This is a genomic window from Vogesella aquatica, assembly GCF_028548455.1.
GTDB classification, from domain to species: Bacteria; Pseudomonadota; Gammaproteobacteria; order Burkholderiales; family Chromobacteriaceae; genus Vogesella; species Vogesella aquatica.
The window spans coordinates 25,869-44,337 of record NZ_JAQQLF010000016.1 but is presented as its reverse complement, the minus strand read 5'-3'; the positions used below and the strand labels follow the sequence as shown (position 1 = coordinate 44,337).

Below are 18,469 nucleotides of genomic sequence, written 5' to 3'. Positions count from 1 at the left end.
TCGGGTAAACCATAAAGACTTTTGAACAAAACCGAAGTTCCAGCGTAGCACGCGTCAGGGGTTGAATGGCCCCCATGCCGCATCCTGCACCTGCCCTTCCAGTACCCCTAGCTTGACGCGGCCCGGGTGCTGGGTAGATGCAGCGTACAGCACGCTACGGCCGCCTTCATCACTGGCATACAGCACCATCTTGCCGTTGGGTGCAAAGCTGGGCGACTCGTCAAAAGCACTATTGCTGATCATGCGCGCATCCCCGCTGGCCAGGTCTTGCAACATCACCTTGAAGCGGCCGGCTTCGCGGCGCACATAGGCCAGCTGGCGGCCATCCGGTGAAAACGCCGGCGACACGTTGTACGCACCCTGGAAAGTGACGCGGCGTACGGTTTTGCTGCCATCCAGTGGCTGGATGTAAATCTGTGGCCCGCCACTGCGGTCGGACACAAACGCAATCTGGCGGCCATCCGGGCTGAATACCGGCTCGGTATCGATGGCATCACTATACGAGAAACGGCTCAGGCCTGTGCCGTCGGCATTGATGATATAGACCTGCGAATTACCGCTTAATGTCAGCACGATAGCCAGCTTGCGGCCGTCCGGGCTCCAGGTCGGGGCCGAGTTGCTGCCCTTGAAGTTGGCCAGCAGGCGGCGCTGGCCAGTGGCCAGGTCTTGCACGTAAATCACCGGCTTCTTGTTTTCGAACGAGACATAAGCCAGGCGGCTGCCATCCGGGCTCCACGCCGGTGAAATGATGGGCTCTGCCGAGCGCAATACGGTTTGCGCGCGGCGGCCATCCACATCGGCTACTTGCAGGCGCGACTCTTTGCCCTTCTGCACCACAAACGCAATGCGGCTGGCGAACAGGCTCTTGCTGCCCAGCAGCGCCTCGTAAACCATGTCGGCAATCCGGTGCGCGACATCGCGCAGCTGCGAGCTGTGGACATCAAACTCGGCGGCCAGCTTTTGTTCGCGCGGGTTCACCGTCTCGGCCCAGAATGTCAGGCGCAGCAGGCCGCCTTCCAGCTTGGTCACTTTGCCGTACAGCACGGCACGGCTACCGTTTTGCTGCCATGGCACAGGGTCGAAGGCCTGCGGCGAGGCCGGCAGCACCGTGCCGCCCGGCGGCTCCAGCAAACCGAACAAGCCGGTCATGGCCAGGTCGCTTTTTACCGTTTGCGTTACCGCCTCGGGCAGCCACTCTTCGTTTTGCATGGGCAGAATGGTGAGCGGGTAACGGCTGCTGCCGCCGCCCACGATATCCACGGTCAGGTCGGCACGCGCCAACGGTGCGGCCAACATCGTGGCCAGCAGCAGTACGCGCCAGCAGTAGGCAATCAGTCGGTGCAAGGCATTACTCCTTGGGGCGGAAATTAAGGGTGATACGGCGGTAGTCGGCAAAGTCGGCGCCTTTGGGTAGCGGCGGGAAACGCCGCACTTCGGCCAGTGCTGCCAGTACTGCCTGGTCCCACGCTGCCGAGCCGCTACTGCGCAGGATACGCGTACTGCGAATTTCCAGTGTCGGCAGGATGATGACCTCCACCGATGCCTCCGGGTTACCCTTGATGCCGTCGGGTATCACGATATACGGGCGCACACGGTTCTTGATGGCCTCGCCGTACTGCTGTTTCTGGTCTGGCTGGCCGGTAGCAGAGCCTGTTTTCGCACCGGTTTTGGCGCCGGCCTGGCTCACCTTGCCCTGCCCTGGGCCTGGCGGTAGCGCATCCAGCTCGGCCAGCAAGTCGTCGGTTTTCACTGCAGCAGGCTTGGGGGTGGCCGCAGGCTTGGCGGGCACACTGGTAGCAGGTTTCACTGGCGGTGTGGGTTCTGGCTTGGCAAGCTCCGGCTTGGCCTTGGCGACCGGCGTTGCTTTCTCGGCCGGCTTGGCTTCCGGCAGCGGCGGTTTCTTGGCAGCCTTGTCGGCCAGTACTTTTACATCGGCAGCCGGGTTGTCTTGCACCGGGGCGGGGGGTGGAGGCGGAGCTTTCGCGGCCACTTTCGGCGCCGGAGCGGGCGCAGGGGCAGGCGTAGCCACCGGTGCCGCTACCTGGCCGGCATTGCCGGCCCACAGCTCTAGCGCCAGTGGTGGCGGTGTCTTGAGCTCTTCGGGCGCAGCAGATAGCCACAGACATAGCATGACTACCGCATGCAGGCATGCGGACAGCAGCCATGAAGCCGCACCGGGCTGGCGGGTGGCCATCATCAGCTACCCTGCTGGCGCACCGTGAGCGCCACACGCTGGATACCGGCCGCGTGCAGCTTGTCGGCCACTTTTACCACTTCGCTGTACTTCAGGTCCTGATGCGCCGTCACCACCACCGGGCGGCTATCCTTCAGGCGCGCCTGCACCATGGCGATGAGCTCGTCCAGGTTGGCCGCAGGCTCACGCTTGCCGCCTTCGCCGACAAAATAGGCACCACTGGCTTCAATGCTGATTTCCAGTGGTGCGGTCTCTACCTGCGCGGCACGGCTGACGCTGGGCACATCAATCACCCCGGGGGTGAACATGGGCGCGGTCACCATGAAGATCACCAGCAGTACCAGCATCACGTCGATGTAAGGCACCACATTCATCTGGTTCATCATGCGGCGCGGGCGGCGTTGCAACATGGGCTTATCCTGTTTCAATAACATGCCGATGTTAACACCGGCAGCGGACTAAAAGGGGTGCTTGACTGACCAAGCCGGCAGCGGCGGGTTCCTCGCTGCGGCCGTTTACAAACGGCGCAGCAGGGTCATACCGTCCCCCATGGGCAGAATACACAGGCTGACACGCGGGTCGGCCAGCAGCGTGGCGTTGAATTCGTGCATGACATGCACGCTACGCGGATGATCGGGCTGCGGTGCCACTACCCGGCCATTAAGCAGGATATTATCGATGGCAATAATCCCGCCCGGGCGCACCAGCTGCAAACAGGTTTCGTAGTAGGCTGGATAATTCTGCTTGTCGGCATCGATGAAAGCCAGGTCAAAGCTGCCCGCCCCGCCCTGCTCCAGCAGCATGGCCAGCGTCTGCACCGCAGGTTGCACGTACAGATCAATGCGCTCGGCCACGCCGGCCTGCTGCCAGTAGTCCCGCGCGATGGTGGTGAACTCCACGCTCATATCACAGCACACGGTACGGCCTTGCTCGCCCATGGCCAGCGCGACAGTCAAAGCGCTATAGCCGGTAAAGGTGCCGATTTCCAGATAACGGCGCGCGCCGGTAAGGCCGACCAGCCAGCTCAGAAACTGGCCCTGCTCGGGGGCAATTTGCATCTTGGCCATGCGGTGGCCTGCGGTAAATTCGCGCAGGGCGCGCTGCACCGGGTGCTCGCTTACCCCGATTTGCAGCAAGTAGCTGGCGACATCGTCGCTCATGGTCATGGTTTGTCTGGTCATACTGGTGCTCAAAAAAACAAACGCCCTTGCGGGCGTGAGGGCTGCTGACAAAACTGCCCGCATGCTTTGACCGTGCCATTACACAGGGCACCGCCGTTTACAAGACAAACCCTGCATGCATGGCAAGCAGGGTTTTATCAATACAGCACACCCGGCAGGCGCGGCACCATCGGACTGCATGGCACACCCGCCAGCAGCTTACTCTGGCTGGTAAACGTAGGGCTTCTGTGGCACGCGGGAGGCTTTCCAGCGGCGCAGATCGTCCAGGTCCAGCGTGCGTTCCCACCAGGTCAGGCGCAGCTCGCGACGCTCGGTATCGACTTGCGGGTTCTTTTCCAGAAAGCCGTTCATGAAGGCGGTAAATTCGGACTGATACATGTGTATTCCCCCGGTTGGCGATGGCGGCGATTGTACTGCAAAACCGGCAACCCGGCATCAGCGCCCGGGGGGCAGGGGTGATGCCGCACTATAAAGTGGCGTAATCGACGTACCCAGCAACGCGCGCTCTAGCTCGGCCACCCCGTGATCCATCTCGAAGCAGTGCCACAGCATGCTGGCCTCGTCGGGCCGGCCACCCATCACCGCAGTGAGCCAGTGCGACAAACGTTGACTATTGGCCACCATACCCGCCTCATCCTGCAGCAGCACCAGCAGTACCTGGCCGTGTCTTAGGCGCACCGCCGTCAGCCCGTCAAATGGCGCTTTGGCCAGCTGGCTTTCCAGCTGGAGCATGGCACTGGCCTGATGGAAACTGCGGCGGCGAACGCCACGGCCATGTACCCACCAGACACGCATCAGCCCCGCCGGCGGTAGCGTTTGCAATTGTCGCTCCAGCGTAGCCAAAGCACGTTGCGGGGAAACCGGGGCCTGCTGCCTGGCCTGCTCCAGCCACTGCGCTTGCAAACGGCGTGCTTGCAAACGCTGCCGCAGCAAACCCCGGCTCTGGCGCCATGAGCGCCAGCCCAACAGCCAGAGCAGCAGCATGAAGGCGAGCAAGGCTATGCTGCGCCACGACAGCTGCGCCACTGGCTGCCAGGCACGCCACAGGGTCAGGTTCAGCTCAAAAGCACCACTGCGCAACGCTTGCTGGCTCAGCAGACTGCCCGCTTCGCTGGCGGCTGGCGGCGCCGCCGGCTGTACCGATAGCACGGCTTGTACACCATCGCGCCTATTATCTTGCAGCAAGGCTTGCGGTGGCAGCCACAAGGCCAGTGCCATGCCTTGCTGGCCGGGTATGATCAGTAATAGCTGCTCTGGTGAACGACGCTGCCAGACCAGCACCTGCGCCTGGCCACGCTGCAAACCTGGCAATGCCGCAGCCACCTGGGGCAGTCTGGCCAGATCTTGCGTGGGCAACAGGGCGCCACCGAGCTGAAAGGGCTCAAACGCCTGTACCTCCAGCAGCCTGCCCTGGGCAGGGTTGGCCACCAGCAGTGCCACCGTACCCAGCTGTGGTGTGTGCCTGCGCAAACTGGCCAGATAAGGCGAAAACTGCTCACGCCCCTCATCCCGGGCCAGCATCAGGCTGCGCAATAGCTGCCGCGCTTCCTGCTGCATGGCGTCCAGCTGGGTGCGCAGTTGCCCCAGTTGCTGCTCGGCCTGCTCATCCAGTGCTTGCTGGGCGGCATGACGCTCGCCGGCTTCCAGCCATACCCAGCCAATGGCAGCAAATAGCAGCCAGCAAGAAAACAGCCCCATGAACAACAGGGGCTGTATCCCGTGGCGCCACGCAGGGCTCACAGCAAGAATTCCCGCTTCTGATGCTGGTCGATCAGGCTGCGCCACGCCTGGAGCAGTTTCTGGAATTTATTATTGGTTGGTGCCATTTCCCGCACACGCTGCAGCAATTCGTGCGCGTGCTTGATATTGCTTTCGTGCCAGCCCTGGCGGTGGCACTGCGCAATGATGGCGTTGACCAGGTTGAGCATCAGCTGCACGTTCTCCGGCATTTCCTGCAAAGCCTTCTGGAACAGCGCAATCGCCTTGTCGTGATCTCCGGATTGCGCCTCGCGTACCGCCTGGTTGTTCAGGTCGACAATACCCTGCACATTGCTGGCGATCAGCTCGCGCCCGGCATCGCCGCGGCCAACCTGGTCGAACAGGGTGGACAGTTTTTGCAGTAGCTCTTCGTTATCGTGGTTATTGCGCACCAGGTTACTGGCGACCTTGTCGCCGATGTCATGCTGGCCCTGGCCATAACAAGCACGGGCAAACTCCAGCCGGTCGCTGTCTTTCAGTTTGGTGAGCTGCGGCATGCGCTCTTCGGCCGAGCGCAGCAGCTTTTCTGCGGCTGCCTTGTTACCACCATGGTTCTGGATGGTGCTATCCACCACGTCGGCCATCCACTCGCCTTCGGGGTTGTGCTTGTAATCGCGGCGCAACGACGCCAGCGTTTTCATGGCCTCGGCCTTGTCCTGGCTGGCTAGCTGCGTGCGCGCTAGCGTAGCGTAGTGTGCCGGGCTGCGGTGCCAGCTGGCCTTGGCCAGGTCCAGCGTGGTGGCGTAGGCCTTCTTGGCCTGCTCCAGATCGCCGTTTTCTTCGGCCACCTGCGCCAGCGCCTGGTGACGGCGTATGGTGGCCGGCGACAGCTCGGTAGCACGCTTCAGCGTTTGCTGCGCCTTGTCCAGCTCGTGGTTGTCCTGGTACAGCTTGGCCAGCCAGTCGTAGGCTTCCATCACGCGGTCGTTTTCCACAATCACTTGCTGGAACAGCGCAATCGCTGGCTCTACCTTTTTGAGGCCGGCCATGGATTTGGCCATGCCCACCTTGGCCCAGGGGATTTCCTTGATCTTCAGCACCTGCTGGTACAGATTGTGCGCCGAGTCGTAATCGCCGATTTTCATGCTCAGGCTGCCCTTGAGTTTCATGAAATCCAGGCTGAATTCGTTGCGTTCGCTGATTTTCTTGCCGCATGCCTCAATGGCGGCCATATAGTCATGGCTCATCAGGGCCTCGTCCACCACCTTGAATGCATCACGGCGGCGCATGGCCACTTCCAGCCGCTTGGCCAGCTCTTCGCCGGTAAACGGTTTGAGCAGGTAGCCGTCCGGCGCCAGCTCGGCTGCAGACAAAACCTTGGCTGCACGGCGCTCGCCGCTGACAATCATGAACACGCAAGACTGCTTGAGCAGGTTGCGCTCCTTGGCCTCCTCATACAGGTACAGGCCATCGCTGCCGCCACCCAGATCGTAATCGCACAGCACCACGTCAAAGTCGTAACGCATCAGTTTTACCAGCGCGTCATTGGCCTTGCCGGCGTACTCCACTTTCTCGGCGCCGAAGGACTGCAGCGTCATGGACATGGCACGCTGCATTTCCGGCACGCAATCCACCACCAGAAACTGCTTCTTGGCAAACGGGTTGGAGTAATCCCGGCGGCCAGTGGCTTCCTTGGCACTGGTAATGGCGTTAAAAGTAGTCGATTGATTGGACAGCGAACTCATGTATTGCCCCGCTTTTGTTATGTTGGTGGCTTATAGAGACGTCAATTTGTCAGCAGCGTAACGCAAATCCAGCCATTTGATGCCATGCTCGGCAAAATTGATCTGCAAGCGCACGTCGTCGCCTGCACCTTCGGCATTGATCACCACCCCGGCACCAAACTTGGTATGGCTCAGCGACTGGCCCACGCGCCAACCGCCCTGGCGGGCTACCGCTTTTTGCTGCACAAAGGCCGGCTCGGCCCAACTGCTGCGGCTGGTCACGGGCGCAGCTTTTACCGTAGCAGATAAAACCTGCAACAGCTCGGCCGGAATCTCATCTACAAAACGCGAGCGTATCGGGTAACGGCTCTGCCCGTGCAGCATGCGGCTTTGCGCATTAGTGAGATAAAGCCGCTGTCTGGCCCGGGTGATGGCCACGTACATCAGGCGGCGCTCTTCTTCCAGGCCCTTTGGGTCATTGAAACTGTTTTCGTGCGGGAACAGCCCCTCTTCCAGCCCGCCAACAAATACCGCATTGAATTCAAGCCCCTTGGCCGCGTGCACGGTCATCAGCTGCAAGGCGTCCTCACCGGCGTCGGCCTGATGGTCGCCCGCCTCCAGGCTAGCCTGGGTCAGGAACTCTACCACGGCCAGCTGCGGCTCTTGCGGCATGAAGCCGGTAGCCGCATTGATCAGCTCGTCCAGGTTGGCCAGGCGCTCTTCACCGTCTTTCTTGTCGGCCTCGTACATGGCACGCAAGCCGCTCTCGTCGATCACCAGGCTCACTTGCTCGGCCAGGTTCAAGGGCTCGCAGCGCTGGCGCAGTTTTTCCACCAGCAGCACAAACTCGGCCAGCTTGCCGGCGGTGCGCCCACCACCCGCCCCGCACGCTGCCTGCCACAAGCTGACGCCCTGCTCGCGGCTGGCGGTTTGCAGGTTTTCCACACTACGGGCACCGATACCGCGCGCGGGTACGTTGATGACACGCAGCAGCGCGTTGTCGTCGTCCGGGTTAATGGCCAGGCGCAGGTAGGCCAGCGCGTGCTTGATTTCCTGGCGCTCGAAAAAGCGCAGGCCGCCGTAAATGCGATAGGCCACGCCAGCCTGTACCAGCACGTGCTCCAGAATGCGCGACTGGGCGTTGCTACGGTACAGCACCGCCATGTCGGACAAGCTCCAGCCATCGCGCTTGAGCGCTTTGACTTCGTCCACGATAAATTGCGCTTCTTCGCCGTCGGAATAGGCATCGAACAGGCGGATCTTGTCGCCGGGGCCGGCGGCGGTCCACAGCTGTTTGCCCAGGCGGCCGTCGTTACGCTCGATCAGCGCGTTGGCCGCATCCAGAATGGTGCCGGCCGAGCGGTAATTCTGCTCCAGCCGTACCGGGCCGGCCACGCCATAATCGGCCAGCAGCGCGCGCATATTGCCCACTTCGGCGCCGCGGAAGGCGTAGATGGACTGGTCGTCGTCACCCACGGCGAACAGGGCGTTGTCGGGGCCGGCCAGCAGCTTGAGCCAGGCGTACTGCAGGCGGTTGGTATCCTGGAATTCGTCCACCAGCAAAAAGCGGAAACGGGCGCGATAGTGCTCGCACAAGGCAGCATTGCGCGACAACAGCTCGTAACTGCGCAGCAGCAGCTCGGCAAAATCCACCACGCCTTCGCGGTTGCACTGCGCGTCGTAGGCGGCGTACAGCTCGATCAGCTTTTTGGTATACGGGTCGTGGGCGCTCAGCTCGCCGGCACGCACGCCGGCTTCTTTCTGGCCGTTGATGAACTGCTGTACCTGCTTGGGCGGGAATTTCTCGTCCGAGATATCCAGGCTTTTGAGCAGGCGTTTGATGGCGCTTTGCTGCTCGCCGCTATCCAGGATCTGGAAGGTCTGCGGCAGGCCGGTATCGCGGTAGTGCATGCGCAGCAGGCGGTTGCACAGGCCGTGGAAGGTGCCGATCCACATGGTTTTCACGTTCACCGGCATCATCGCGGCCAAGCGTGTCTGCATTTCGCGCGCGGCTTTATTGGTAAACGTTACCGCCAGAATGCTGGCCGGGTTGGCCTGGCCGGTTTGCAGTAGCCAGGCAATGCGCGTGGTGAGCACCCGCGTTTTGCCACTGCCGGCGCCAGCCAGCACCAGGGCACTCTTGGCAGGCCAGGTTACGGCGGAAAGTTGTTCGGCGTTCAGGCCGGCGAGCAGGTCATTATTCATGGGGCGGGGTCAGGCAAATACGAAAGTAGCCATTCTACCAGCCAGCCGCCCTAGCCGCCGTGCGGGCTGCGCAGCAAGGTGGCGGCGATACGGGTGTCGGTAGCCGCCAGCGGCTGGCCTTCCAGCAAAGCCAGCACTTTAGCCAGGCTGGCAACGGCCAAGCCTTCAGAATCCTGCTGTACCGCATCAATGGCCAGCGGCAGGCAGTCCAGCAGCGCGTGGTGGTCGAAGGTCATCATGCTGCGCGGCGCATCGTGCAGGCCATGCTGGCGCAAATACGCCAGTACGCCTTCCAGCAGGGTGATGGAGGCGGTAAACAGCGCCTGCGGGTATCGCCCGTTGGCCGCATGCCAGTCGCGCATCATGGCGTAGCCCGATTCGCGCAGGAAGTCGCGTTCGCACACCCAGCCAGGCTGCTCGGCGAGGCCCGCCCCGGCCAGCGCCTGGCGGTAGCCGGCCAGGCGGTCACGGCTGGGCGACAGCGCGGCCTGGCCGCCAAAGTACACCAGCTCGCTGATGCCTGCGGCCAACCTGGGCGCCAGCAATTGCACCACGCTGTCGGTGGCGTCGGTCACCACCGAGGGGATACCGCTGTCGTCCAGACGGCGATCGACAAACACCAGCGGCAGGCGGCGTGTCCATTTCTGGTAATGGCGGGCATCGCTGCTACAGGGCACCACCAGCATGCCGTCCACCTGGCGTGCGACCAGCTGGGTCATGCCGGCACTTTCGCGCTCGGGGTCTTCGTCGCTGGTCACCATCAGCAGCTGCAGGTCGCGGGCGCGGCACAGGTTTTCCAGCGCTTGCGCCAGCGCGGCGTGGCTGGCGTTGGTCAGGTCGGGTATCACCAGGCCAATGGCCTGGCTGCGGCGGTTGCGTAATGAGCGCGCCGAGTGCGACGGGCTGAAATGCAGCTCGCGCGCCACCTGCTCTACCCGCTGTACGGTGGCCTGGGCAATGCGGTAACGCTCGGCGTGGCCATTGAGCACCATACTGGCCGTGGTGCGCGACACGCCGGCAATGCGGGCAACATCGTCAATGGTCAGGCGCTGAAACGTCATGAAAAACTCCTGCGATATGGCGGGGCAAAGAAAATCCCTGCCAGCACGGCGCCGGCAGGGACCCTGATTGTATTACAGCGGCCCCCGTCACAACGGGTTGGCCGCATGCAGGCTTACTTCACCAGGTTCAGCGGTACCGGGATGAACTTGTCTACCGGCTGGCCGGCGATCAGTTTCTTGGCAGTCTGCACGCCGTACTGGCCGATCAGCTCCGGCTGTTGCTGTACGGTGGCGGCCAGGGTGCCGCCTTTCACGGCAGCCACGGCGTCGGCGGTAGCATCAAAGCCCACCACCACCACGTTCTTCAGGCCGGCAGCCTGGATGGCTTTCACCGCGCCCAGCGCCATTTCGTCGTTGTGCGCAAACACCCCCTGGATGCCTTTGTTACCCTGGATGATGTTTTCCATCACCGACAGGCCCTTGGCGCGGTCAAAGTCGGCCGGCTGTTTGGCCAGCAGTTTCACGTCGGCCTTGCCATCCACTACCTGGTGGAAGCCCTGGCCACGTTCGCGCGCTGCGGAGGAGCCGGCAATGCCTTCCAGCTCCACGATACTGCCCTTGCCACCCAGTTTTTCCAGCAGGAACTCGCCGGCCATCTTGCCGCCAGCCACGTTGTCGGAGGCAATGTGGGCGCTGACCTCGGCACCGGTCACGCTACGGTCCAGCGATACCACCTTGATACCCTTGCTAGTGGCTTCTTTCACCACATTGGCCACCGCGGCGGAGTCGGTCGGGTTGATCAGGATGACGTTCACTTTCTTCTGGATCAGGTCTTCCACGCTGGCCTGTTGCTTGGCCGGGTCGTCCTGCGCGTCCACGGTAATCAGGTTGATACCTTCTTTCTTGGCCTCGGCTTCGGCGCCGTCACGCAGCGACACGAAGAACGGGTTATTCAGCGTGGACACCGCCAGGCCGACGGTAGCAGTGCTGGTGGCGGCTGCCGGCTCGCTGGCCGCGGCCGGCGCGCTGTCCGGGCCTTGCTTGGAGCAGGCGGCGATACCGAAAGCCAGCAGGCTGGCCAGCAGCGGGGTAATGATGCGATTCATGGTGCGACTCCCTGTTTTATTGAACGACACGTGTTGCCGCCGCCGGCCACCTGCCGGCGACCGGTTTACTTTTTGCCTGCGCGGTCCAGCAGTACCGCCAGCAGGATGACTGCGCCCTTGATCACTTGCTGGTAGAACGACGACACGCCCAGCAAGTTGAGGCCGTTATTCAGTACGCCGATCAGCAGCGCCCCCATCAGGGTGCCGAAGATCCAGCCGCGCCCGCCGGTCAGGCTGGTGCCGCCCAGCACTACGGCGGCGATGGCGTCCAGCTCGTAGCCGGTACCGGCGGTGGGCTGCGCCGAGTTCAGGCGCGAGGTCAGCACCACGCCGGCCATCGCCGACATGGCGCCAGACAAGGTATAGACCCAGATCTTGACGCGATCCACTTTCACGCCGGACAGGCGCGAGGCTTCCTCGTTACCGCCGGTGGCGTACACGTGGCGGCCGAACACGGTCTGCTTCAGCAGGAACCAGAAGCCGGCAAACATCAGCAGCATCCACACCACCGGTACCGGCACCAGGCCGGCCACGTAGCCGCCGCCCAGCATCTGGAAGAAATCACTGTCCAGGCCGGTAATCGGGCTGCCGCCGGAAAACACCAGCGACAGGCCGCGCAGAATAGTCATGGAAGCCAGCGTGGCAATAAACGGTGCCACCTTGCCCTTGCTGATGATCCAGCCGTTGGCAAAGCCCATGCCGGCACCCGCGCCAATACCCAGCAGCGTAGCCAGCACCGGGTCCAGCCCGCTTTGGATCATCAGTGCAATACACACCGACGACAGCGCCAGGATGGAACCCACCGACAGGTCGATGCCGCCCAGCAGAATCACCAGCGTCATGCCGAAGGCGATCAGCGCGTTGATCGATACCTGGCGCATCACGTTCATCAGGTTGCCCACGGTGAGGAAATCCGGGCTCATGATGGCCAGCGCGCCGGAAACCACCAGCAGCGCAATGAAGGGGCCCAGCTTTTGCAGCGTGGCTTTTTGTTGTGCAGTCATGCTCTCAATCCTGTGTTGTGCGGGTGTCGTGGCCGGCGGTGCCGGTGGCAGCGGCCATGATGTCTTCCTGGCTGAGGTTGGCCGCATCGAACAGCGCGGTCTGGCGCCCCTCGTGCAGCACCAGGATGCGGTTACTCATCGCCATCACCTCGGGCAGCTCGGACGACACCATCACGATGGCCACCCCGGCGGCGGCCAGCTGGTTGATGATGTGGTAGATCTCGGCCTTGCCGCCCACGTCCACGCCGCGCGTGGGTTCGTCCAGCAGCAGCACCTTGGGCGGCTTGGCCAGCCATTTGGCAAACACCACTTTTTGCTGGTTGCCACCGGACAGCGACTTCACGTCCAGCTCGGCGTCGCGGGTACGGATGCGCAGCTGGCTGATCTGCTGCGCCACCGCCGCCTGCTCGGCGGCCTGGTTCACCACGCCTAGGCGGGCGTAGCTGTCCAGGTGCACCAGCGTGGCGTTTTCGCGTACCGACATGCCCAGCACCAGGCCCTGGCTCTTGCGGTCTTCTGTTACAAACGCCAGGCCGGCGGCAATGGCCGCAGCCGGGCTGCGCACGTCCAGCGGCGCGCCGTCCAGCCACACCTCGCCCGCTGTGCGGCGGTTGATGCCAAACAGCGTATTGAGGATTTCGCTGCGGCCGGCGCCCATCAGGCCGGCAATGCCCAGCACCTCGCCGGCACGGGCCTCGAAACTGATACCGTCGATATGGCGGCCATCGGACAGGCCGCGCACGGCCAAGCGCACGGCGCCCGGCAGCACGTCACGGCCAGGGAAGCGGTCGCCGATCTCGCGGCCAACCATCAGCTTCACCACTTCGTCAAAACCGGTGTCGGCAATCACGCGCTCGCCCACAAAGCAGCCATCGCGCAGCACGCTGATCTTGTCGCAGATGTGGAAGATCTCTTCCATGCGGTGCGACACGTACACAATGGCCACGCCGCGTGCTTTCAGGCCGCGCATCAGCGCAAACAGGGTGTCGATCTCGCGCGCCGACAGCGCGGCGGTGGGTTCATCCATGATCAGCACGCGGGCGTCCATGGCCAGCGCCTTGGCGATTTCCACCATCTGCTGCTGGCCGATGGACAGGCTGCCCGCTTCGGCGTCCACGTCGATCTGGCTGGCGCCCAGCGCGTCCAGCTGCGCGCGCGCCTGCTGGCGCATGGCAGCACGCTGGATCACGCCAAAGCGCGACGGCTCGCGGCCCAGAAACAGGTTTTCCATCACCGACAGCTGCGGAATCAGGTTCAGTTCCTGGTGGATGATGGCAATACCGGCCGCCTCGGCGTCGCGGGTGCTGCGGATCGCCACTGCCTGGCCGTCCACCTCGACGCTACCGCTGTCCGGCTGGTATACGCCGCTGAGGATCTTCATCAGCGTAGACTTGCCGGCGCCGTTTTCGCCCATCAGCGCGTGGATTTCGCCACCGTGCAGGCTAAAGTCCACATTTTCCAGCACCCGCACCGGGCCAAAGGCCTTGCAGATGCCACGCATGCTTACCTTCATCGCCGCCTCCTAGAAAATCACGCCGGCGTACAGGATCACATTGGCGTACGGCGTGGCGTCGCCGGTGCGGATCACCGCCCGCGCCTGACCGCAGTGCTGCTTGAACGCTTCGTGGCTGACAAACTCGGTGGCAATGCCCTGCGCCGGCAGCGCGGCGGCCAGCGCCGACACCGCCGGGTTATGGCTGTGGCACTCGCTGGCAAACAGCGCGCGCTCGCAGGCCATGTCGGCCAGCACGGTGTCCAGCACGCGGGCAAAGCCGGGCTCGCCCAGCGCCAGCGACACGTCGATGCACTCCACCCCCGGCGGCACCGGCAGGCCGCAATCGGCAATCACGATGCTGTCGGTGTGGCCCAGGCAAGCCAGCACGCGGGCGATATCACGGTTCAGATGGCCCAGCTTTTTCATGCGGCGTGCTCCTGCAAAAAGGTGTCCAGTGCGGCCAAGGTCGGCATGCCGCCTTGCGCGCCAGGCTGCGTTACCGACAGCGCACCGGCTGCGGCGGCACGGCGTACTGCCTCGGCCAGGCCCAGGTGCAGGAAGGTGGCCAGCGCGCCGTTGAAGGTGTCGCCGGCGCCGGTGGTGTCTACCGGCGTCACGGCAAAGCCGGGCTGGTGCTGCAGTTGGCCGCCAGCAACGGCAAAGAAGGCGCCGTCGGCGCCGTGCGTCATCACGATGCGGCCGGCGGCAGCGGCCACCAGCTCGCGCCACGGCTGCGGGCTGGCCAGTGTGGTGGCCAGCTCGAATTCGTTGGGGGTCAGCACACTGACGCGGGCCAGCAGCGCAGCAGGCAGCGCCACCGCAGGCGCCGGGTTCAGCACGAATGGCTTGCCATGGCGTGCGGCCAACATGGCGGCGTGCTCTACAGTCGCCAGCGGCACTTCCAGCTGCGCCAGCACCACGTCGGCGTCGGCAAAGGCCTGCTCGGCGGCGTCCAGCTGCGCTGGCTGCAGCGCATGGTTGGCACCCGGCACCACGATGATGGCGTTGTCGCTACCGCACAGCGTGATGCTGGCCACGCCGGTGGCGATGTCCACCTCGCTAACCCAGCGCGTGTCTACGCCCTCATGCGCCAGCACCGCTTTCAGCCCGGCACCAAACGCATCGCGGCCGACACAGCCGATCATGCTGACCTGTGCGCCCAGCCGGGCGGCAGCCACGGCCTGGTTGGCGCCCTTACCGCCCGGATAGGTAGCAAAACCGCTACCGCTGAGCGTTTCACCCAGCCGTGGCATGGTGGGGCTATTCACCACCATGTCCATATTGATACTGCCTATTACCAGCACACGCGTCATCGCGCTTGTCTCCTGCCTGCGGCCAACCCTGTGGCAAACCGCGTTATCTGTTAGCTAACGTTTAGCTAAAACGTCATCAGCCAGCGCGAATGCTAGCGCACAGAGCTAGCGGCAGGAAAGAGAAAAACGCAAAAAATGTAAGCCCTGCACTACAGAAAAGCATTGAATATGCCATCATCAATCAGCAAAGCAGCGCGTTAGCATGCGCAGCAGCATTCAGCGCCCTGGCGCTGTAGTTGCAGTGCACAAATCCTGCCAGGCCACGGCAGCAAGCCTGGCCCGCCGCCAACACCGCAGTGCAACACGGCGAGGTAGCAAAACACGGTGACAACACAACGGCGATGCCACAAAAAACAACACCCTCTGGCGATGTGTATCGCAAGAGGGTGACAGGCAGGCAAATGAGGTAACAAAAGCCCCTAGTGGCGATGCAGCAACCCGCCATGCCCGGCGGTAGCGGTATCCGGCACGGCGCCCTTTCTGGCCCGGATACGGTCCCATACTTTTTCATGAAAGTAGTACGCCACGGTATTCACCAGCGGCTCGACCAGGGCCAGCAGGCTGGCCATGCCAAAGCTGCCGGTGAGCAGATAGGCCACGCTGAACGCCACGGTGAAATGACAGATGGCGAAGGTGATGGTCTTGATCATGATGCACCCCAGCAGCTATTGAACTTGTTGTGATGATAGTTATTTTAATTCAATAGTAGAAATTGAATGTTGCTAGCCACCCCATTAAGTAAAACAAATTCGATGGATTATGCCCAAACGGTGAACTCTGCCGCCGCCAGACTTTCTATCTTTAAATAGCCGCCAGCCAGGCCCGGCACCCACAGGCCAGCTACGCCCTGCCGCCCCGCCCGCAGGCGCAGCCGTGCTGGCGACCACAAAACGACAATGGACAGGGAGAAAACATGCATGCAACCCCACTGATTACCACGCTGGTCGGCGCACTGGTCACCGCCTTTTTGCTGGGCGCCGTGGCGCTCAAACTGCGCCTGCCGCCACTCTTGGGCTATCTGGCTGCCGGCATTCTGGTAGGCCCCTTCACCCCGGGTTTTGTGGCCGATGGCCACCTGGCGGCCGAGCTGGCCGAGCTGGGCGTGATCCTGCTGATGTTCGGCGTGGGGCTGCACTTTTCCATACAAGACCTGTGGGCGGTGCGGCGCATTGCACTACCCGGCGCTTTTGCCCAGATCGCGGTGGCCATCGCCCTGGGCTGCGGCCTGGGCGTACTGCTGGGCTGGAGCGTGCCGCAGGGCCTGCTGTTTGGCATGGCGCTGGCGGTAGCCAGCACCGTGGTACTGCTCAAGGCACTGGAAGAACATGACAAGCTGGAAACCCCGGTCGGCAAGGTAGCGGTAGGCTGGCTGGTCAGCGAAGACCTGGCCACCATTCTGGCGCTGGTCTTGATTCCGGCACTGGCCGGCAGCGCTGCGGCCAACCTGGGCGACTCGCTGCAGGCAATACTGATTACGCTGGGCAAGGTGGCCGCCTTTGTGGCGGTGATGATGCTGGTGGGGCAGAAAGCCATCCCGTGGATGCTGGAAAAAATCGTCTACACCGGCAGCCGCGAAATGTTCCGCCTGGGCGTGCTGGCCACTGCGCTGGGGGTAGCCTACGGTGCTACCGCGCTGTTCGATGTGTCGTTTGCGCTGGGCGCCTTCTTTGCCGGCACGGTGCTGGCCGGCTCGCCGTTCAGCCACCGCGCTGCCGAAGAAGCCATGCCATTGCGCGATGCGTTTTCGGTGCTGTTCTTCGTGGCCGCGGGCATGCTGTTCGACCCGCGCGTGCTGATTACCGATACCGCCGCCGTGCTGGCCACGCTGGCCATCATTATCGTGGGCAAAGGCCTGGCCGCCTGGCTACTGATGGCGCTGCTGCGCCAGCCACGCGGCGAGCGCTGGCTGCTGGCCGCCAGCCTGGCGCAGATCGGCGAGTTCTCGTTCATCCTGGCCAACCTGGGCCTGAGCCTGCAGCTGCTGCCCGAGCGCGGGCATGCGCTGATCATGGCCGGGGCGATATTGTCCATCCTGCTGAACCCGCTGCTGTTCCGCCTGGCACTGCGCCGCGCCGGCCCGCCCGCTGCTGCTGCCGGCGCGATGTGATAAACTCGCGCAAGCTATTCATTCGCCAGCAAAAACGCCCCCGCCAAACAAGCGGCCGGTGTGAGCTGGCCTTCTCTTTTTTGCAGATACCAGCATGAAAAAGGTTTACATCAAGACATTCGGCTGCCAGATGAACGAGTACGACTCGGACAAAATGGTAGACGTACTGGGCAGTACCGAGGGCATGATCAAGACGGAAAACCCGGAAGAAGCCGACGTGATCCTGTTCAATACCTGTAGCGTGCGCGAAAAAGCGCAAGAAAAGGTGTTTTCCGACCTGGGCCGTATTCGCCCGCTAAAAGAAGCCAACCCCAACCTGATTATCGGCGTGGGCGGCTGCGTGGCCAGCCAGGAAGGCGACACCATCGTGAAGCGCGCGCCGTATGTAGACGTCGTCTTCGGCCCGCAAACCCTGCACCGCCTGCCCGAGCTGATCAAGAGCCGCCAGCAAAGCGGCACCTCGCAGGTGGATATTTCCTTCCCCGAAATCGAAAAATTCGACCACATCCCGCCAGCCAAGGTAGACGGCGCCGCCGCCATGGTGTCGGTGATGGAAGGCTGTTCCAAATACTGCTCGTTCTGCGTGGTGCCCTACACCCGCGGCGAGGAAGTGTCGCGCCCGTTTGACGACGTGCTCACCGAAATCGCCAACCTGGCGCTGCAGGGCGTGAAAGAAATCACCCTGCTGGGCCAGAACGTGAACGCCTACCGTGGCGCCATGGCCGACGGCGACATCGCCGACTTTGCCACCTTGCTGGAATACGTGCACGAGATCCCCGGCATCGAGCGCATGCGCTTTACCACCAGCCACCCGCGCGAGTTCAGCCAGCGCATCATCGACTGCTACGCGCGCCTGCCCAAGCTGGTATCGCACCTGCACCTGCCGGTGCAAAGCGGCTCCGACCGCGTACTTAGCGCCATGAAACGCGGCTACACCGCGCTGGAATACAAATCCATCATCCGCAAGCTGCGCGCCATCCGCCCCGACCTGTGCCTGTCGTCCGACTTTATCGTGGGCTTCCCCGGCGAAACCGAGGCCGAGTTCGAACAAACACTCAAGCTGGTGAAAGACCTGGCGTTTGATTTCAGCTACGTGTTCATCTACAGCCCGCGCCCGGGCACGCCTGCGGCCAACCTCACCGACGATACCCCGCACAAGGAAAAGGTGCGCCGCCTGGAAGCGCTGAACGAAGTGATCGAAGCGCGCGGTTTCGAGATCAACCAGAGCATGCTGGGTACCGTACAGCGCGTGCTGGTGCAAAACATCTCCAAAAAAGACCCCGGCATGCTGGCAGGCCGCACCGCCAACAACCGCGTGGTGAACTTTGTCGGCCAGCCACGGCTGATCAACCAGCTGGTAGACGTGGTGATTACCGAAGCCAACCCGCACTCGCTGGGCGGCGAAATCCTCACCACGGAAACCGTCTGAGCCAGGCCAGCC

Annotated in this window: 17 protein-coding genes; 2 read left to right on the top strand and 15 right to left on the bottom strand. The window is 62.9% G+C overall.

Features of this window, described 5'->3' with window-relative positions; all coding sequences use genetic code 11:
- Nucleotides 1-54: 54 nt before the first annotated feature.
- From tolB to PQU95_RS13095, 15 genes are all read right to left on the bottom strand, one after another.
- A complete protein-coding gene (gene tolB / locus PQU95_RS13165; RefSeq protein WP_272752431.1) occupies nucleotides 55-1,344 on the bottom strand; it encodes a Tol-Pal system beta propeller repeat protein TolB in 1,290 nt (429 codons plus the stop codon).
- A 4-nt stretch (nucleotides 1,345-1,348) separates the two neighbouring features.
- On the bottom strand, nucleotides 1,349-2,197 hold the full coding sequence (gene tolA / locus PQU95_RS13160) for a cell envelope integrity protein TolA (RefSeq protein WP_272752430.1): 849 nt from the start codon (nucleotides 2,195-2,197) through the stop codon (nucleotides 1,349-1,351).
- Nucleotides 2,197-2,604, bottom strand: a complete 408-nt coding sequence (locus PQU95_RS13155) for a biopolymer transporter ExbD (RefSeq protein WP_272752429.1) — start codon at nucleotides 2,602-2,604, stop codon at nucleotides 2,197-2,199. The genes tolA and PQU95_RS13155 overlap by 1 nt, the downstream gene beginning before the upstream one ends.
- A 105-nt stretch (nucleotides 2,605-2,709) precedes the next feature.
- Nucleotides 2,710-3,375, bottom strand: a complete 666-nt coding sequence (locus PQU95_RS13150; protein WP_272752428.1) for a class I SAM-dependent methyltransferase — start codon at nucleotides 3,373-3,375, stop codon at nucleotides 2,710-2,712.
- Between the two features lie 198 nt (nucleotides 3,376-3,573).
- The gene (locus PQU95_RS13145) at nucleotides 3,574-3,753 is read right to left on the bottom strand and encodes a DUF3460 family protein (RefSeq protein WP_017507325.1); all 180 of its coding nucleotides are present in this window, start codon (nucleotides 3,751-3,753) and stop codon (nucleotides 3,574-3,576) included.
- A gap of 57 nt (nucleotides 3,754-3,810) precedes the next feature.
- Nucleotides 3,811-5,073, bottom strand: a complete 1,263-nt coding sequence (locus tag PQU95_RS13140) for a hypothetical protein (RefSeq protein WP_272752427.1) — start codon at nucleotides 5,071-5,073, stop codon at nucleotides 3,811-3,813.
- Between the two features lie 38 nt (nucleotides 5,074-5,111).
- Nucleotides 5,112-6,818 (bottom strand): tetratricopeptide repeat protein, encoded by a 1,707-nt coding sequence (locus PQU95_RS13135; protein WP_272752426.1) that lies wholly within the window; start codon nucleotides 6,816-6,818, stop codon nucleotides 5,112-5,114.
- Nucleotides 6,819-6,848: 30 nt separating this feature from the next.
- Complete coding sequence (locus tag PQU95_RS13130) at nucleotides 6,849-9,002, bottom strand: UvrD-helicase domain-containing protein (RefSeq protein ID WP_272752425.1); 2,154 nt, start codon at nucleotides 9,000-9,002, stop codon at nucleotides 6,849-6,851.
- Nucleotides 9,003-9,052: 50 nt separating this feature from the next.
- A complete protein-coding gene (locus PQU95_RS13125) occupies nucleotides 9,053-10,063 on the bottom strand; it encodes a LacI family DNA-binding transcriptional regulator (RefSeq protein ID WP_272752424.1) in 1,011 nt (336 codons plus the stop codon).
- Nucleotides 10,064-10,176: 113 nt separating this feature from the next.
- Complete coding sequence (rbsB, locus tag PQU95_RS13120; protein ID WP_272752423.1) at nucleotides 10,177-11,109, bottom strand: ribose ABC transporter substrate-binding protein RbsB; 933 nt, start codon at nucleotides 11,107-11,109, stop codon at nucleotides 10,177-10,179.
- A 65-nt stretch (nucleotides 11,110-11,174) separates the two neighbouring features.
- On the bottom strand, nucleotides 11,175-12,113 hold the full coding sequence (locus PQU95_RS13115) for an ABC transporter permease (protein ID WP_272752422.1): 939 nt from the start codon (nucleotides 12,111-12,113) through the stop codon (nucleotides 11,175-11,177).
- Between the two features lie 4 nt (nucleotides 12,114-12,117).
- Nucleotides 12,118-13,626, bottom strand: coding sequence for a sugar ABC transporter ATP-binding protein (locus PQU95_RS13110; protein WP_272752421.1), 1,509 nt, complete (start codon nucleotides 13,624-13,626; stop codon nucleotides 12,118-12,120).
- A 9-nt stretch (nucleotides 13,627-13,635) separates the two neighbouring features.
- Nucleotides 13,636-14,034 carry a D-ribose pyranase gene (gene rbsD / locus PQU95_RS13105; RefSeq protein WP_272752420.1) on the bottom strand — a complete coding sequence of 133 codons (399 nt, stop codon included), beginning with the start codon at nucleotides 14,032-14,034 and terminating at the stop codon, nucleotides 13,636-13,638.
- On the bottom strand, nucleotides 14,031-14,921 hold the full coding sequence (locus PQU95_RS13100) for a ribokinase (RefSeq protein WP_272752419.1): 891 nt from the start codon (nucleotides 14,919-14,921) through the stop codon (nucleotides 14,031-14,033). Before PQU95_RS13100 ends, rbsD begins: the two co-directional genes overlap by 4 nt.
- A 419-nt stretch (nucleotides 14,922-15,340) precedes the next feature.
- Nucleotides 15,341-15,571, bottom strand: a complete 231-nt coding sequence (locus PQU95_RS13095; RefSeq protein ID WP_272752418.1) for a DUF2061 domain-containing protein — start codon at nucleotides 15,569-15,571, stop codon at nucleotides 15,341-15,343.
- 263 nt (nucleotides 15,572-15,834) lie between these two features.
- On the opposite strand from PQU95_RS13095, the gene PQU95_RS13090 reads away from it, so the two are divergent.
- Complete coding sequence (locus PQU95_RS13090; RefSeq protein WP_272752417.1) at nucleotides 15,835-17,028, top strand: cation:proton antiporter domain-containing protein; 1,194 nt, start codon at nucleotides 15,835-15,837, stop codon at nucleotides 17,026-17,028.
- A gap of 94 nt (nucleotides 17,029-17,122) precedes the next feature.
- Nucleotides 17,123-18,457, top strand: coding sequence for a tRNA (N6-isopentenyl adenosine(37)-C2)-methylthiotransferase MiaB (gene miaB, locus PQU95_RS13085; RefSeq protein WP_272752416.1), 1,335 nt, complete (start codon nucleotides 17,123-17,125; stop codon nucleotides 18,455-18,457).
- Nucleotides 18,458-18,469 lie beyond the last annotated feature (12 nt).

Bases quoted from the DNA above. Each gene is read 5' to 3' on its own strand.
- PQU95_RS13155 (WP_272752429.1), bottom strand. From the start codon at position 2,604: ATGTTGCAACGCCGCCCGCGCCGCATGATGAACCAGATGAATGTGGTG.
- tolA (WP_272752430.1), bottom strand. From the start codon at position 2,197: ATGATGGCCACCCGCCAGCCCGGTGCGGCTTCATGGCTGCTGTCCGCA.
- PQU95_RS13115 (WP_272752422.1), bottom strand. From the start codon at position 12,113: ATGACTGCACAACAAAAAGCCACGCTGCAAAAGCTGGGCCCCTTCATT.
- rbsD (WP_272752420.1), bottom strand. From the start codon at position 14,034: ATGAAAAAGCTGGGCCATCTGAACCGTGATATCGCCCGCGTGCTGGCT.
- PQU95_RS13135 (WP_272752426.1), bottom strand. From the start codon at position 6,818: ATGAGTTCGCTGTCCAATCAATCGACTACTTTTAACGCCATTACCAGT.
- PQU95_RS13100 (WP_272752419.1), bottom strand. From the start codon at position 14,921: ATGACGCGTGTGCTGGTAATAGGCAGTATCAATATGGACATGGTGGTG.
- PQU95_RS13145 (WP_017507325.1), bottom strand. From the start codon at position 3,753: ATGTATCAGTCCGAATTTACCGCCTTCATGAACGGCTTTCTGGAAAAG.
- PQU95_RS13110 (WP_272752421.1), bottom strand. From the start codon at position 13,626: ATGAAGGTAAGCATGCGTGGCATCTGCAAGGCCTTTGGCCCGGTGCGG.
- PQU95_RS13150 (WP_272752428.1), bottom strand. From the start codon at position 3,375: ATGACCAGACAAACCATGACCATGAGCGACGATGTCGCCAGCTACTTG.
- PQU95_RS13130 (WP_272752425.1), bottom strand. From the start codon at position 9,002: ATGAATAATGACCTGCTCGCCGGCCTGAACGCCGAACAACTTTCCGCC.
- PQU95_RS13125 (WP_272752424.1), bottom strand. From the start codon at position 10,063: ATGACGTTTCAGCGCCTGACCATTGACGATGTTGCCCGCATTGCCGGC.
- miaB (WP_272752416.1), top strand. From the start codon at position 17,123: ATGAAAAAGGTTTACATCAAGACATTCGGCTGCCAGATGAACGAGTAC.
- PQU95_RS13095 (WP_272752418.1), bottom strand. From the start codon at position 15,571: ATGATCAAGACCATCACCTTCGCCATCTGTCATTTCACCGTGGCGTTC.
- PQU95_RS13090 (WP_272752417.1), top strand. From the start codon at position 15,835: ATGCATGCAACCCCACTGATTACCACGCTGGTCGGCGCACTGGTCACC.
- rbsB (WP_272752423.1), bottom strand. From the start codon at position 11,109: ATGAATCGCATCATTACCCCGCTGCTGGCCAGCCTGCTGGCTTTCGGT.
- PQU95_RS13140 (WP_272752427.1), bottom strand. From the start codon at position 5,073: ATGGGGCTGTTTTCTTGCTGGCTGCTATTTGCTGCCATTGGCTGGGTA.